We start from the raw sequence: 15514 nt of genomic DNA on the forward strand, positions 1-15514 counted from the left end.
CTCCCCTGGTATTCCCACGCCAACAATTGGCATCATTAGCGCCAATAAACGGTTAATGACCGGGCCCGTGCCAATCCGGTCTTTGCTTGCGCAGCTCGGCCTCGAGCTCCTCGATGATGCTGTGAAGCAGACACGCTGCAAGCGGATCGGTCACCTCGCGCTCCAGATCCCGGTACCGCGCAATCTGGAATTCCTGCTCTCTCAACTGGCGCTCTGTCATGAGACTTGCCCTCCGGCGAACCGACGCGGAGACGGGCGGAGAGTTTCGTTACAATTTTCAGATCATTTGCGATGGTTTCCAGTCGGTTAAAGGCGCGGCCGGCTTGCGGATTGCCCGAAAAGGCTGCCGTGGGACCGGCGACACCAGCCTGAGCGCAGCGGTTGACGTCCAGACCGTTGCTTCCAATTGCGTGCGCGGCGGGCTTCTGCTAGCTTGAGGTACGTGCCTCATTTCACCTCGCCGGCCGGGTCGGTGACCCGCCTCTGCCGCAACGATGCGGGTAGCGGCTGATTGCCGTGCCGCTGGGGGTGAGGCATGCGCCCAATCTGGGCTCAAGCAGAGTTGGCCATCAAAAAGGGCCGACCGCCTTAGGGGAGGAATGATATGCAGCGTCTCTTGGTTGCAGGTGTGTCTGTTGCCTTCGCGATCGCAGCGGGTGTCGGCCCGACGGCTGCGGCGGACAAGAAGGTTCTGGCCTTCGTCGTCAACGGGGCGTCCGACTTCTGGAAGATCGCCGAGGCCGGGATGAAGAAGGCGCAGGGCGAGCTGCCCAACTACGAGCTCCAGTTCAAATATCCGGAACAGGCTGCAGCCGCCGTGCAGCAGCGCGTGATGGACGACCTCGTCGCCGCCGGTGCCGCCGGCATCATGGTCAGCGCGGTCGATCCGAAGAACCAGACCGAGCATCTCAACAAGGTTGCGTCCCAGACGGTGCTGTTCACCACCGACAGCGACGCGCCGAAATCCAAGCGCGTGGCCTATATCGGCTCCTCCAACACCGACCTCGGCAAGGAGGCAGGAAAGCTGATGGTCAAGGCGCTGCCGAACGGCGGCAAATGCGTCGGCTTCGTCGGCCTACCCGGCGCCGACAACGCACGCGAGCGCATCGAAGGCGTGAAGGAGACGCTCAAAGGCTCGAAGGTCGAGCTCGTCGACGTTCGCGGCGATGAGATCGACCAGACCCGCGCCAAGCGCAACGTCGAGGACATCCTCGCCGCCATGCCCGATGTGAGCTGCCTCGTCGGCTTCTACTCCTACAACACGCCGCGGATCTACGAGGTGCTCAAGGAGGCCGGCAAGCTCGGCAAGATCAAGATCATCGGCTTCGACGAGGATCCGATTACGCTCGGCGGCGTCAAGGAAGGCAGCATCGTCGGCACGGTGGTGCAGCAGCCGTTCGAATGGGGCTATCAGGGCATGAAGCTGATGGCGAACTACATCGGCGGCAACAAGTCCGGCATTCCGGCTAACGGTATCATCATCGTGCCCGGCAAGGTCATCGAAAAGGCGAATGTCGACGAGTTCATGGCCTCGATGAAGCAGATGCTGAAGAGATAGGAGAGATCCGCGCTGCCCGCCGTGCAGCCTGCCATGCCAGAACCGTTTCTCGAACTGGTCGACATCAGCAAGAGCTATCCAGGCGTGGTCGCCCTCGACCACGTCGGTCTGCAGGTGTCGCCCGGCGAGGTCGTTGCGCTGATCGGCGAGAACGGCGCCGGCAAGTCGACGCTGATGCGCGTGCTCGGCGGGGTCGTGGGGCCCAGCGGCGGCTTTATTCGTGTCGATGGCGCCGCGCGATCTTCGCTCACCGTGGCGGATGCGATCAAGGCGGGCATCGCCTTCGTCCATCAGGAACTGAACCTGTTCGACAATCTCGATGTCGCCGGCAACGTCTTCATCGGCCGCGAGCCGGTGCACGGCGGACCCTTGCGGCTGATCGACCGCAAACGGATGTATGCCGATGTCGCGCCGCTGCTGGAGCGGCTGGGCTGCGATTTCGCGGCCGATGCGCCGCTCGCCGACCTGTCGCTGGCGCAGCGCCAGCTGGTCGAGATCATGAAGGCGCTTTCGCTCGACGCTCGTCTCGTCATCATGGACGAGCCGACCTCGAGCCTGACGCTCGCCGAGACGGACCGCCTGATGCGCACCGTGGCCGGCCTGAAAGCCCACGGCGTCAGCATCATCTTCATCACGCATCGGCTCAACGAGGTGATGCAGTGCGCCGACCGTGCGGTCGTGCTGCGCGACGGTCGCGTGGTCGGCGCGCTGACGCGTGCGGAGCTCTCTCCGGCGGCGATGATCCGCTTGATGATCGGCCGCGACCTGAAATCGCTCTACGTTCCGCCGGCCGCGCCGCCCGGCGACAGCGTGCTGGAGATCGTCGATGCCGTCACCGACACCTATCCCGGCCGCGCCGTGAGCCTGTCGGTCCGCCGCGGCGAGATCCTCGGGCTTGCCGGTCTCGTCGGGTCCGGCCGCACCGAGCTCGCCCGCGCCGTCTTCGGCATCGACCCGTTGCGTGGCGGCACGATACGACTCGATGGCGAGCCGATCCGTATCGCAAGCCCACGGGCCGCCATCGAGCAAGGCATCTATCTCGTTCCGGAGGACCGCAAGGGCGCCGGCCTGCTGCTCGACGTCTCGATCGCCGAAAACATCTCGCTGCCGGATCTGGCGTCCTATATGCGCTTCTGGCTGGTGGATACGGATCGCGAGAACGAGAACGCGGTGCGTCAGCGGGAGCGCCTAAAAATCCGCGCGCCCGACGTCAAGACCGCCGTCGGCTCGCTGTCGGGAGGCAACCAGCAGAAGGTCGTGCTCGCCAAATGGCTGTCGATGCGGCCGAAGGTGCTGATCGTCGACGAGCCGACGCGTGGGGTCGACGTCGGAGCCAAGCAGGAAATCTACGGCATGCTGCGCCGCCTGACCGATGCCGGGGTGGCGATCCTGATGATCTCCAGCGACATGGAGGAGGTGATCGGGGTCAGCGACCGGCTCGCGGTGATGCATGAAGGCGCGATCTCGGGCTTCCTTGATCGCAGCCAGTTCAGTGAGCACAATGTGCTGCAGCTTGCCGTTGGCCACACAATCACGGCGGAGGGACCTTGAGCAAGAAAGACCTGAGCCTTCTCGTTCTGATTCTGGTGGTCGGGACCGTTGTCGCCCTGATCAATCCGAGATTCCTGTACGTCGGCAATCTCTCGAACACCGCCAACCAGATCGGGTTGTTCGGCATCTTCTCCATCGCCGAAGCCTTCATCATCATCATCGGCGGGATCGAGCTGTCGGTGGGTTCGGTGATCGCACTGCTGGGCGTCCTGTTCATCGACCTGATCGTCAATCACGACGTCAACTGGGTCGTAGCCCTCGCGATGATCGTCGCGGCCGGGCTCGTGATCGGCCTGGTTCATGGCACGCTGGTGACCAGGATGCGGATCCAGGCTTTCGTGGTCACGCTGTGCGGCCTCCTGATCTACCGCGGCGCGGCGCGCTATTACACCGAGGACGCGACGGCGGGCTTCGGCTTCGGCGCGAGCTTTCCGATGTTGGAATGGCTGGCCGCCGGCCGCACCAACGTGCTCGGATTCCCGCTGCCGCACAGCGTGGTGGCGCTCGCCGTGGTGGCCGTGATCGCCTGGGTGGTGCTTCACCGCTCGGTGTTCGGCCGCTATCTCCTTGCCGTCGGCAAGAACGAGGAAGCGGCACGGTACTCCGGCATTCGCACCAACCGCGTGATCATCTCGGCCTACGTCATCTGTGGCGGGCTGACTGCGTTTTCGGCGATCCTGATCGCGATGTACACCCGTTCGATTTCGCCGGCGGTGCACGGCTCGTTCTACGAGCTCTACGCCATCGCCGCCGCCGTGCTCGGCGGCTGCTCCTTGCGCGGCGGCGAAGGCTCGATCATCGGCGTCGTGCTCGGCACCGTGCTGCTCCAGGTGCTGCAGAATCTCGTCAACCTGCTGGGCATTCCGAGCTCGCTCAATTTCGCGGTGATGGGAACGGTGATCCTGGTCGGCGTGCTCGGCGATCAATATCTGGTGCAGCGACGCCACCGCGCGAGTGCGGCCAAAGGCCGGGAGCAGGCGAGCGTCGCTGCGGCTCCGCTCGAGCGCGTGAAGGTGGAGTGAAAATCTAGAACGTCACCCGCAACCCCGCGTAAAACGCGCGCGGCCTTGCCGGGCTCAGCGAGCGCGGGTCGGTGAAATCCGCGCCGCCATTGGTGAAGTTGGGCAAGGCGTCGCGGTCGAAGAACTGGCCGTAGGTCACGTAACGCTTGTCGAAGATGTTGTCGACGCGGCCGTAGAGCTGGACGTTCTTCGCGATCTGATAGGAGGTGTGGAGATTGAACACCGTGTAGGACGGCAGCTTCGCGAACTGGTTGGACTCGTCGCCGACCAGATACTGGCTGGAGACGAACAGCGCGTTGCCGCCGACCTTCCAGACGTCGGTCACGGCATAGTCGACGCCGACCTTGACGCGGTGGCGCGGGACTGCCGGGATCTGGTTTCCGGGCCTGACCTGAATGGTCTCGGAGGTATCGTCGGCAAACGGGCTTTCCGAGCCGAGCTCGAGCGGATCAAGGAAGCGGGCATCGACGAACGCGTAACTCGCCTGGAACTGCAGCGTCGGAGACTTGATGTTGACTTCGGCTTCGAGCCCCTGCCGCCGGGTGCGGCCTACGTTCGAAAAATAGCCGAAACCAGTCCGGCCAACGACCGGCACCGCCATGATGTCGTCGTGGTTGGTGGCGCGAAAGCCGCCGATCTTCCATCCGAGGGTGCCGATGTTCAACTCCTTGGTGCCCCGGAAACCGGCCTCCACGGTCTTGGAGACGACCTGCTTGAGCGGCGGATCGGAGACCAGAAACGCCGCGATCAGACAGGGACGGGCCGGATCGGAGCAGCCGAGCTCGAGCGGCGTCGGCACGCGGTTGGCCTCGGAATAGCCGGCATAGGCGGTCAATTCCGGCGTGATCCTGTAGGTGCCGCCGATGATCGGATTGAAACGCGTGAAGGTGTGATCGCCGTTGAGCGCAGTCCCAAGCTGATCTTCCAACGTGATCCGCGCCGCATTGAAGCGGCCGCCCCCCGTGATGGCGAAGGCATCCGTGACGTTGAACGTATCCATCGCGTAGAGGCCGTTATACTGATTGACGGTCCGCAGCGAGACCGGGCCGGCGACGGGGTCCGCCACAGGAGTCGGTCCCAGGAAAACGCCGCTGCCGCTGACGACGTAGTTCTCTCCCATCGAGCCGATTTCGGAGGAGGCGTTGTAGCGCGTGACGCTGGCGTCATAGGTTGCGCCCACCACGAAGCGGTTGTCATGACCGAACAACTGGTCGGTGTTGGTGGCCTGCCCCGACACGCCGAACGTGGTCGAACGGATCGAGCCGCGGTCGATCGCGCCGAGGATCGTGCCCGGCGCAAATGGGTTGGCAAGCTGCACGCCGCCCGCGCCGTAGGCGGGTGAGGTGTCGTCGCCAAAGCAGAGCAGCGCCGGATCTGCAGCGCACTCCTCCACGTCGGTCGGGTTGCCGTCGACCACCTTTTGCTCGTACCTGCGCACACGCGCGGTGCCTTCGAGCGTCCAGGTCGGCGTCGCGTCGACCTTGCCGGTCAGGTTGAGATAGCCGACGCGATTGGAGGTGGTCTGCGGCGTGGTGTAGGTCGCGCCCCAATATCTGTCGAGCAGCTCGGCCGGGACCGTGGCGCTGGCGCCGAAATCGTTCTTGGCCACGCCCATATTGGCGTGGAATTCGCTGTCGCCGGCCCTGTAGCCGACATCGCCGTAGAAGCGCCGCACGGTCGATTGGGAAAAATTGCGGAAGCCGTTGTCGCGCAGTCCTTCGAGCGCACCGTAGACGGCGAAGTTCTGGTCGACCTGCTTGCCCCATTGCGCCGAGCCCTGGATGCGGCCGAACGATCCGCCCATGAGGTCGAGCTCGGCGCCCTGATAGGTGAAGCCGTCCTTCATTTGCAAGTTGATCGCGCCGCCGAGTGCATTGAGGCCAAAGGCCGGATTGTTGGTCACCAGCGTCACCGACCTGATCGCGGCCGTCGGAATCAGGTCCCAATTGACGGCGTCCGAGAAGGCCTCGTTGATGCGGACGCCGTTCTGGTACACCGCAAGGCCTTGCGGCGTGCCCGTCACGGGCGAAGCGACGAAGCCGCGGAATTCGACATCCGGCTGGAACGGATTGCCGGTGACTTCGCTGATGTTGACGCCGGCGATGTTGTCGCGCAGCGCGTCCGTGACGTTCAGCGAACCGGTGCGCCTGATCTGGTTGGCATCGACGGCATTGATCGCCGACGGAACCTTGTCGACATCGAGACCCCGGCCGGTGCCCGGCGAGGTCGGATAGACGTAAAGGCGTGTCCTCGGAGCTGCGGATCCCGGCGCCCCTATCCGCGCAACCGGTCGCGACGGCGCCGCGCGCCGCGCTGCCGAAGGTGGTGCGGTGACCTCGACCGGCGGCAGGTTCTGGACATTGGTCTCCTCGTCCGGCGCGGCCCCGGCAGGGGTCGCATAGACCAAGCCCGCCACCAGCCCGGTCGACACCGAAGCCATCAACAAAGCACGCTTCAACGAAACAACCTTGCCCATCCCCGCCTTCCCATCCGTGACCACCGACTGTTTTGATGTTCCGCCGATTGGTCGGGACGAGTTTATTCGGCCGCAATGGGGACGCCAGCCACAAAAGGTCGGACCCTATCCACACCCATTTTCCCGACCAAATCGGGAATTTTTCCCGATCGCTTTGGATGCGATCAGGTTGCCGCTGTCGGCACCAGCGCTTCCACGGTGACACCGCCCTCACCCGAGACCACATTGAGCGTGCCGCCGAGCGCCAGGATCCGCTCGCGCATGCCGACGAGGCCGAAGCCGAGCTTCTGGCCTGGCTCCATGCCGCGGCCGTCGTCGCTGACCCGCACCCGGGCGCAGAAGCGGCCGCCGGCCTGCTCGACCGGCTCGATGACGACGCTGACCGAGGTCGCACCGGCGTGGCGGAACACATTGGTGAGCGCCTCCTGCACGATGCGGTAGATGGTGAGATCGGCGGTCTCGCCGGTGGGGCCCAGCGCCGGCGAGATCGAGGTCTCGATCGCAACGTCGGGATGCGACTCCCGCCACAGCCGCGACAGGGATTCGAGCGCCTGGCGCAGGCCGAGCTCGGCGAGGCCCACGGGCCGAAGACGCTCCAGCACGCGGCGATTGAACTGCTGGAGTGCATTGATCTGCTCCAGCATGGCGCTGCCATGTTTGCGTACGGCATCGGCACTCGGCTCGCGTCCGTCCGCCTGCTTCGCCAACGCGCTCGCATGTGCGCGCAGCGAGAACAGATAGGGCCCGAACTCGTCATGCAATTCGCGCGCGATCTCCTTGCGCTCGATGTCCTGCAGCGACACCGCGCGCTCGGCGAGGCGCCGCTTGTCCTCGACCGCTTCACCAAGCGTCGCGGCAAGATGGTTGAGCCTGGTGCAGATCGCCGCGAGCTCCGGCGCGCCGCCCGGCGCGACGCGGGCCTCGTAATGTCCGCTTTCGAGCTTCCCCATGGCGTCCGCCAGCGACTGCAACGGTGCCAGGGCACGGCCGACCACCTTCATCATCAGGAAGAACAGCGCAAGCGCGATCACCGAGCCGACCTCGAGCTGGGTCACGATGCCGTCCCAGATCTCGGCGATCTCGTCGTCGGGATGCGAGGTGATCACGAGCGAGCCGGGCTTGCCGCGGATCGAGACCGGCACGCTGACCGCGGTCTGCTCCGGATGGACCAGGCTGACGAACCAGGCCGGCGGGGCACGCGTGTCGACATCGGAGCCAAGCCGGCGGGGCGTCAGCGGGTTCCCACCGGAATCGTGCAGCGCGATGCTGACATGGCGCAGGCGACTGAGATCGCGCGCGATCTGGTTCAGCCTGGCATCAGGATCGGGTGCCTCGTTGAGATCGGCAACGATCATCTCGATGAATTCGCGCGCGAGGCGGATCACGCTCTGGTCCTCGGCCTGCACGCGCGGGCCGGCCTCGGCGATCTGCCGGCCGATATTGACCGCGAGCCCCAGCGCCAGCAGCAGCGCCAGCAAGAGATTGATGCGCCCGCGCAAGGAAAGATTCTGCCACATTGGTCTCGCTCGTGCCTCGCGAAGGGTTGGCGCCTGTCCGACGACGTTGACAGAGGCGAACCGCCCGATATCTAATCGGAAGCGTACAGCAATCCCAGCCGGGTTGCATGAGCCGACACGAGACGCGCGTCTTGCCTGGTCAGTCTCATGCGGCGCAGAACAGGCAAGCTCCAAGGGAACGGGCTGTCGCGGGGAACGCCTATGCGCATTCTGATCGTCGACGATCATCCCATCGTCGCCTCCGGCTGCCGTGCCGTGCTGGCCGACGAAGGCGAGATCGAAATCTTGGAAGCCGCCGACGCCGAGGACGGCGAGTGCGTCTTCATCGTCGAACGTCCCGACCTCTGCATCATCGACATAAATTTGCCAACCGTCTCCGGCTTCGAGCTCGCGCGCCGCATCCTAGAGCGCGCGCCCGAGGCGCGCATCATCATGTTCAGCATGAATGACGACCCCGCCTTCGCCGCGCGTGCGATCGAGTGCGGCGCCAAGGGCTACGTCTCCAAGACTGGCGACCCCGACGACCTCGTCGAGGCGATCCGCGCCGTCGGAAGCGGCGGCACCTATCTTCCGACCGCGATCGCGCGCAGCATCGCCTTCGCCGGGCCGACGCTGGCACAAAACCCGCTGTCGAAGCTGAACGCGCGCGAGATGGAGATTCTGCGGCTGCTCAGCGCCGGCAAGAGCCTGTCCGAAATCGCATGGCTGGTGCAATCGTCCTACAAGACGGTGGCCAATACCTCGTCCATCATGCGCCAGAAGCTCGGGGTGAAGACCTCGGTGGAGCTGGTGCGGCTGGCGATCGACAGCGGCGTCGCCTGACCACGCCACGAATTCGGTCACACAAGCGTTGCAATCTTGGTGTGGTGAGATGCCACGGAGTCAATGGGCATGACGATTCAGACTGTCTCGACCAACAAATCCCACGGCGGCGTGCAGGGCGTCTATCGCCATGCCAGCCAGGCGACCGGAACCGACATGGTGTTTTCGGTCTATGTCCCGCCGCATGCGGACGGGGCCAGGCTGCCCGTGGTTTGGTATCTCTCCGGCCTCACCTGCACGCATGCCAACGTCACCGAGAAGGGCGAATTCCGCAAGGCCTGTGCCGAGCTCGGCCTGATCTTCGTCGCGCCCGACACCTCACCGCGCGGGCCCGATGTGCCGGGCGATGCCAACAACGCCTATGATTTTGGCCTCGGGGCCGGCTTCTATGTGGACGCCACGCAAGAGCCGTTCGCGCGCAATTATCGCATGTGGAGCTACGTCACGGACGAGCTGCCGAAGCTGGTTGCGGAGAGCTTTCCGGTCGATGCCAGGCGGCAATCGGTGATGGGCCACTCGATGGGCGGCCACGGCGCGCTGACGGTGGCGCTGCGCAATCCGCACCGCTTTCGCGCAGCCAGCGCGTTCGCGCCGATCGTGGCGCCCTCGCTCGTGCCCTGGGGCATCAAGGCGCTGACCGGCTATCTCGGACCGAACAAGGAGTCTTGGCGCAACCACGACACGGTGGCGCTGATCGAGGACGGTGCCAAGTTCTCCGGCTTCCTGGTCGACGTCGGCGAGGCCGACAATTTCCTGAAGGAGCAGCTCAGGCCGGAGCTGCTCGAGGCCGCCTGCGCCAAGGCCGGCATCCCGCTGACGCTGCGGCGCCAGGCGGGCTACGACCACAGCTATTATTTCATCTCGACCTTCATGAGCGATCACCTGCACTGGCATGCGGAGAGGCTGAAGGGGTGATGTCTTTCTCCTTCTCCCCTTGCGGGAGAAGGTGGCGCGAAGCGCCGGATGAGGGGTTCTCTCCGCTCGCACGACCATTCGTGGGGATGGAAACCCCTCACCCGTCTCGCCGCTACGCGGCGAGCCACCCTCTCCCACAAGGGGAGAGGGAAAACCTCTTCACGGCTTCCCGTAATTCGGCGCCAGCAGGCGGTTGCGGATGAGATAGCTCATCGTGCGCGACCAGGATTCATCCGTGTTGCCGCGCATGTCGGCGCTGGCGACCGCGATCATGTTGCCGGTCTTCACGTCGCGCAGATAGATGTTGAGATTGATGATCAGGTTGGAGACCTTTTGCACGAGGCCGGTGATCTCCAGATCGGCGCCGAGCTGCCCGGCGAGCTTGAGGTCGCAGCCGCCGCAGGCCTGCAGGTTCGCGCGACGGGCGGCCTCCCGTACCGGCGCGATGTCGAGCACCTGGAACTTGCCCGACTCTGCCAGCTCCTTGCGCAGCTGCTCGCTGATGCGCATGAGCCGCGCCTCTTCCGGCTTGGAGCCGTAGAACTCGCCCGGCAGGCTGGTGTCGACCAACTCGAAATCGAACACCGCGAGCTTCGGTGGATCGGCGAGCGCGCCCGCCCCCGTCCACAGCAATGCTGCGGTTGCCAACAATGCTCGCATGATCGTGATGCCCGGCTTCGCGCGCGCGGGGACGAAATGCGGGGTTGCACGGCCTGACAAATTGGTCATGCTTGAAGCAGAGACAATTCTTCACCGGCGGTCAAGCCGGGGAGATCGTCTGGAGGAAACATGATCCGATGGTTGGCCGGCCTGATCGGCTTTGGTCTTGCCGCGACGAGCGCGCTTGCGGCCGATCCCGTCACGATCGGCGTCGGCTATCTCGCAATCGCCGGCACCCGATCACCGCTGTCGCTGGCCGAGCAGCCTGCCGAGAACGACGGCCTCGCCGGCGCGCGCCTTGCCATCGAGGACAACAACACCACCGGGAAATTCACCGGCCAGCGCTTCACGCTGGAGGAGCGCCGCATCAGGGAAGGCGAGGACGTGGCGCAGGCTGCGACCGCGCTCGCCGAGAAGAACGGCTTCATCATCGCCGACCTGCCCGCCGATGCGCTGTTGAAGGTCGCGGACGCCTTGCGCGACCGCGGCACGCTGCTGTTCAACGCCGGCGCGATCGACGAGCGGCTGCGCGAGACCGATTGCCGCGCCAACGTCATCCACACCGCGCCGACGCGTGCGATGCTCGCCGACGCGCTCGGCCAATATCTGGTGTGGAAGAAGTGGTCGCGCTGGCTGCTGGTGGTCGGCTCGCACGACGAGGACAAGCTGTTCGCGGATGCTGTCAGGCGCACCGCGGCGCGGTTCGGCGCCAAGATCGTGCAGGAGCGAACCTTCGAGGACAAGGGCGGGGCGCGGCGCACCGATAGCGGCGTAGCGCAGATCCAGCGTCAGATCCCCGTCTTCACGCAGCAGGCACCGGCCTATGACGTGCTGGTCGCCGCCGACGAGAGCGAGGTGTTCGGCTCTTATCTGCCCTATCGCACCTGGGATCCGCGCCCGGTCGCCGGCTCGGCCGGCCTCGTGCCGCGCAGCTGGGACGCATCGCAGGATCAGTGGGGCGCGATCCAGATGCAGAACCGCTTCATCAAGCTGAATTTGCGCCGGATGACCGCGCGCGACATGCAGGCCTGGACGGCGGTGCGCATGATCGGCGAAGCCACCTCGCGCACCAATTCCGGCGAGGTCAGGAAGGTCACCGATTTCATCAAGGGCCCGGATTTCTCGGTCGCCGCCTTCAAGGGCACGCGGCTGACCTTGCGCGACTGGAACCTGCAGCTGCGCCAGCCGATCCTCCTGGTCGACGGCCGCATGGTGGTGTCGGTGTCGCCGCAGGAAGGATTCCTGCACCAGGTCTCCGAGCTCGACACGCTCGGCTACGATCGCCCGGAGAGCAAATGCAAGCTGAAATGAGGATGCAGATGTCGCGGATGTGGCGTGTTGGACTTCTCTCCGCATTGGCGCTGGCGGCAGCCCCAGCGCATGCGTTCATCGCCTATGTCTCGAACGAGAAGAGCAATACGGTCTCGGTGATCGATACCGACAGCTGGACCGTGACCAAGACCATCAAGGTCGGCCAGCGTCCGCGCGGCATCGACCTTACCCGCGACGGCAAGTTCGTGATGGTCGCGGTCGGCGACGATGACACCATCCAGGTGATCGACGCCAAGACCCAAACCGTGGTGGACAGCCTGCCCTCCGGACCCGACCCCGAGCTGTTCGCGCAGGATGCCGCCGGCAAGATGCTCTACGTCGCCAACGAGAACGACAACACGGTGACGGTGATCGACCTCGAGAAGCGCGCCCGGCTCGGCGACATCCAGGTCGGTGTCGAGCCCGAGGGCATGACCATCAGTCCGGACGGCAAGACGCTGATCAACACCTCGGAAACCACCAACATGGCGCATTTCATCGACACCGCCTCGCGCCAGATCGTCGCCAACGTGCTGGTGGACGCGCGGCCGCGCTACGCCGAGTACAAGCATGATTCTTCCGAGGTGTGGGTGTCCTCGGAGATCGGCGGCACCGTCTCGATCATCGACCCCAAAAAGCACGAGGTGATCGGCAAGGTCACGTTCGAGATTCCGGGCTTGCGCAAGGAGGCGATCCAGCCGGTCGGCATCGGCATGACCAGGGACGACAAAACCGCGTTCGTCGCGCTCGGCCCCGCCAACCGCATCGCCGTGGTCGACGTCGCCTCGCGCAAGGTGACGAAATATCTCCTGGTCGGGCAGCGGGTCTGGCACATGGCGTTCACGCCGGACGAGAAATATTTGCTCACCACCAACGGTGTGTCGAACGACGTCTCCGTCATCGACGTCGCCGCGCAGAAGGTGATCAAGACCATTCAGGTCGGCGAGCTGCCCTGGGGCGTCGCGATCGCGCCATGACCAGCCCCGCCCCGATCGCCGAAGCCCAGGAGACGCCGAGACCCGAAGAGGCCGCGGTGCCGGCATTGTCGATCGACGGTGTCAGCCATGCCTATGGTCCGCGGCGCGCATTGACGAACGTGTCTTTCAATGTGCAGCCCGCGAGCTTCACGGCGCTGCTGGGACTCAACGGCGCCGGCAAGAGCACGCTGTTCTCGCTGATCACGCGGCTGTTCGGCATCCAGTCCGGCCGCGTCGGCATTTTCGGGCACGACGTCAGCAAGAGCCCCGGCGAGGCGCTGCGGCTGCTCGGGGTCGTATTCCAGCCGCGCACGCTCGATCTTGATCTGTCGCTGACGCAGAACCTGCTCTACCACGCCGCCCTGCACGGCATTGGCCGCCGCGAGGCCTCGGCGCGCAGCGCCGAGCTGCTCGGCCGCATCGGCCTTGCCGATCGCGCTGCAAGCAAGGTGCGCGACCTCTCGGGCGGACAGATGCGGCGGCTGGAGATCGCCCGGGCGCTGCTGCACCAGCCGCGCCTCTTGCTGCTCGACGAGCCGACCGTCGGCCTCGACGTCAAGGCGCGTGCCGACATCATCAGCCACGTCCGCCAGCTCGTGACCGAGCAAGGCATTGGCGTGCTCTGGGCCACGCACCTGTTCGACGAGATCATGCCCGGCGACGATCTCGTGGTGCTGCACCAGGGCAAGGTGCTGGCGCAGGGGCCGATGAGCCGCGTCATCGCCGCAACAGGCGCGCAGGACGTCAACACCGCCTTCATGCGCCTGACCGGCGCACAAACCATGCCTGGAGGCGGCGCATGAGCAGCATCACGACGCGCGAGGCGCCGCGCGGCTTCTCGTTCGCCGAGTACATGACCTGCCTCAGCGGCATCGTCTGGCGCGAGGGCCTGCGCTTCCTGCATCAGCGCGAACGCTTCGTCTCGGCGCTGGTGCGGCCTCTGGTGTGGCTGTTCATCTTCGCCGCCGGCTTCCGCCAGGTGCTCGGCATCTCCATCATCCCGCCCTACGAGACCTACATCCTCTACGAGGTCTATATCGCGCCCGGGCTGATGGCGATGATCCAGCTCTTCAACGGCATGCAGTCCTCGCTCTCGATGGTTTATGACCGCGAGATGGGCAACATGCGCACGCTCCTGGTGAGCCCGCTGCCGCGGGGGTTCCTGTTGTTCTGCAAGCTGCTCGCGGGCACCGCGGTATCGCTGCTCCAGGTCTATGCGTTCCTGCTGATCGCCTGGCTCTGGGACATCACCCCGCCGCCCCAGGGCTATCTCACCGTGCTGCCGGCGCTGATCCTGTCGGGGCTGATGCTGGGCTCGCTCGGCATGCTGATCTCGTCGGGCATCAAACAGCTGGAGAACTTCGCCGGTGTCATGAACTTCGTGATCTTCCCGATGTTCTTCGCCTCCTCCGCGCTCTACCCGCTCTGGCGCGTGCAGGAGGGCAACCCCTATCTCTATTATCTGTGCGAGGCCAATCCGTTCACCCATGCGGTCGAGCTGATCCGTTTCGCGCTGTATGGCCAGATCAACTGGATCTCGCTGGCGGCGGTCGCTGCTTGCACAATCGTCTTCATGATCGGCGCGATCCTGGCCTATGATCCCTCGCGCGGGCTGGCGCGACGCGGGCCTGCGGGAGGCGAAGGATGATTGTTCGGGTTCTGGTCACCTCTGTACTGGTGCTCGCTGTCGCGAGCACGACGGCGCACGCCGCCGATCCGCGCTATCCGGACTGGCCGTGCACCCAGGCGAAGGTGCCCGAGATCTCGCTGGCGGCCGTGTGGGGCGGTCCGCCGCTCGACGACCTCCAGAACAGATGGAAGGACGACGCCAGGATCAGCGCGCTCGTTGCGAAACTGGCGGCGCGCAAGACGCCGCTGGATGAGGCGGAAAAGCTGGTGAAGGAGTTTCTCGCGGGTTCCGCTGCCGACAAGACCGCGAACGCAAAGCTGCTGTTCGCCGGCCTGTTCGACACGCTCAACGCCCAGCGCTCCCAGGTCATGAACGGACTCGAGCGAGTCAGTCGCAAGCAGCGCGATGCCGCCGACAAGATCCGCGAGGAGGCAATTCAGCTCCAGGCCCTGCAAGGGGCCACACCGCGTGACGAGGCCAAGGTCCAGGCGCTCAGCAACGAGCTGATCTGGAAGACCCGGATCTTCGAGGACCGTAACAAGGTGGTGCGCTTCGTCTGCGAGGTTCCAACCTCGCTCGACCAGCGCCTGTTCGCGCTCGGACGCGTCATCCAGCAGGAAATGGAATAGCGTCAGTTACGCTGACCGCTCACGAAAAGTTCCCGCAATCGCCCCGGCAACGTTAACCTTTCGCCGCGCTATGTGCCGGAACCAAATCGATTTATGATGGCTTGTCGACGTGAACTCAAGACGTCGGGAGGCCTCGATGGGAACCACAAGAATCATGTTTGCGGGCGCTGCGGTCCTCAGCATGCTCGCAACCAGCGCCTTTGCTGACGACATGACCGGGATGATCACGCGGATCGATCGGCTCAACGGCACGATTTCGATCCAGCAGACCCAGAAGGGCACGGTCGGCGCCAGCACAGGCAGCGCCGGCGCGCTCCAGGAGTACAAGGCCAAGGATGCGGCGATGCTGGATGCCGTCCATGCCGGCGACAGGGTGAGCTATTCTGCGACCGAGACCAACGGTACGGGCACCTTGACGAAGCTGCAGAAGCAGAAGTAACGGCGCT

Annotated in this window: 15 protein-coding genes; 11 read left to right on the forward strand and 4 right to left on the reverse strand. The window is 65.0% G+C overall.

Annotation, left to right across the window (positions count from 1 at the left end; genetic code table 11):
* Positions 1-52: 52 nt before the first annotated feature.
* Positions 53-220: a hypothetical protein gene (locus I6F36_RS23655; protein ID WP_197424369.1), complete on the reverse strand. Its 168-nt coding sequence runs from the start codon at positions 218-220 to the stop codon at positions 53-55.
* A 384-nt stretch (positions 221-604) separates the two neighbouring features.
* Between I6F36_RS23655 and I6F36_RS23660 the strand changes: the two genes are divergently transcribed.
* The 3 genes from I6F36_RS23660 to I6F36_RS23670 are packed head-to-tail and all read left to right on the forward strand — an operon-like array spanning position 605 to position 4131.
* Positions 605-1558, forward strand: coding sequence for a sugar-binding protein (locus I6F36_RS23660; RefSeq protein WP_225172285.1), 954 nt, complete (start codon positions 605-607; stop codon positions 1556-1558).
* A gap of 33 nt (positions 1559-1591) precedes the next feature.
* The gene (locus I6F36_RS23665; protein WP_225172286.1) at positions 1592-3109 is read left to right on the forward strand and encodes a sugar ABC transporter ATP-binding protein; all 1518 of its coding nucleotides are present in this window, start codon (positions 1592-1594) and stop codon (positions 3107-3109) included.
* Complete coding sequence (locus I6F36_RS23670; RefSeq protein WP_036007882.1) at positions 3106-4131, forward strand: ABC transporter permease; 1026 nt, start codon at positions 3106-3108, stop codon at positions 4129-4131. Before I6F36_RS23665 ends, I6F36_RS23670 begins: the two co-directional genes overlap by 4 nt.
* A gap of 4 nt (positions 4132-4135) precedes the next feature.
* Here I6F36_RS23670 and I6F36_RS23675 read toward each other — a convergent pair whose 3' ends face one another.
* Together I6F36_RS23675 and I6F36_RS23680 are read right to left on the reverse strand one after the other, a co-directional pair.
* A complete protein-coding gene (locus I6F36_RS23675; protein ID WP_225172287.1) occupies positions 4136-6607 on the reverse strand; it encodes a TonB-dependent receptor in 2472 nt (823 codons plus the stop codon).
* A 164-nt stretch (positions 6608-6771) separates the two neighbouring features.
* Positions 6772-8124: a histidine kinase gene (locus tag I6F36_RS23680; protein ID WP_192893121.1), complete on the reverse strand. Its 1353-nt coding sequence runs from the start codon at positions 8122-8124 to the stop codon at positions 6772-6774.
* A gap of 201 nt (positions 8125-8325) precedes the next feature.
* Here I6F36_RS23680 and I6F36_RS23685 point away from each other — a divergent pair, with 201 nt between their 5' ends.
* Together I6F36_RS23685 and fghA are read left to right on the forward strand one after the other, a co-directional pair.
* A complete protein-coding gene (locus I6F36_RS23685) occupies positions 8326-8946 on the forward strand; it encodes a response regulator transcription factor (RefSeq protein ID WP_036007891.1) in 621 nt (206 codons plus the stop codon).
* A gap of 69 nt (positions 8947-9015) precedes the next feature.
* Positions 9016-9861, forward strand: coding sequence for an S-formylglutathione hydrolase (gene fghA / locus I6F36_RS23690; RefSeq protein WP_225172288.1), 846 nt, complete (start codon positions 9016-9018; stop codon positions 9859-9861).
* Positions 9862-10020: 159 nt separating this feature from the next.
* On the opposite strand, the gene I6F36_RS23695 is transcribed toward fghA, so the two are convergent.
* A complete protein-coding gene (locus I6F36_RS23695) occupies positions 10021-10590 on the reverse strand; it encodes a DUF3280 domain-containing protein (RefSeq protein ID WP_225127651.1) in 570 nt (189 codons plus the stop codon).
* Positions 10591-10650: 60 nt separating this feature from the next.
* Here I6F36_RS23695 and I6F36_RS23700 point away from each other — a divergent pair, with 60 nt between their 5' ends.
* The 6 genes from I6F36_RS23700 to I6F36_RS23725 all read left to right on the forward strand — a co-directional run bounded on the left by I6F36_RS23700 (position 10651) and on the right by I6F36_RS23725 (position 15507).
* Entirely contained in the window at positions 10651-11832 is a 1182-nt protein-coding gene (locus I6F36_RS23700; protein WP_225172289.1) for an ABC transporter substrate-binding protein, read from the forward strand.
* An 8-nt stretch (positions 11833-11840) separates the two neighbouring features.
* Positions 11841-12809, forward strand: a complete 969-nt coding sequence (locus I6F36_RS23705) for a YVTN family beta-propeller repeat protein (RefSeq protein WP_057026749.1) — start codon at positions 11841-11843, stop codon at positions 12807-12809.
* The gene (locus I6F36_RS23710; RefSeq protein ID WP_225172290.1) at positions 12806-13612 is read left to right on the forward strand and encodes an ABC transporter ATP-binding protein; all 807 of its coding nucleotides are present in this window, start codon (positions 12806-12808) and stop codon (positions 13610-13612) included. Before I6F36_RS23705 ends, I6F36_RS23710 begins: the two co-directional genes overlap by 4 nt.
* Positions 13609-14457: an ABC transporter permease gene (locus I6F36_RS23715; protein WP_225172291.1), complete on the forward strand. Its 849-nt coding sequence runs from the start codon at positions 13609-13611 to the stop codon at positions 14455-14457. Before I6F36_RS23710 ends, I6F36_RS23715 begins: the two co-directional genes overlap by 4 nt.
* Complete coding sequence (locus I6F36_RS23720; protein WP_109142943.1) at positions 14454-15068, forward strand: hypothetical protein; 615 nt, start codon at positions 14454-14456, stop codon at positions 15066-15068. Before I6F36_RS23715 ends, I6F36_RS23720 begins: the two co-directional genes overlap by 4 nt.
* Before the next feature lie 136 nt (positions 15069-15204).
* Positions 15205-15507: a copper-binding protein gene (locus I6F36_RS23725; protein WP_036007909.1), complete on the forward strand. Its 303-nt coding sequence runs from the start codon at positions 15205-15207 to the stop codon at positions 15505-15507.
* The last annotated feature ends 7 nt before the right edge of the window (positions 15508-15514 follow it).

This window comes from Bradyrhizobium sp. BRP19 (assembly GCF_020194195.1).
Lineage (GTDB): Bacteria > Pseudomonadota > Alphaproteobacteria > Rhizobiales > Xanthobacteraceae > Bradyrhizobium > Bradyrhizobium yuanmingense.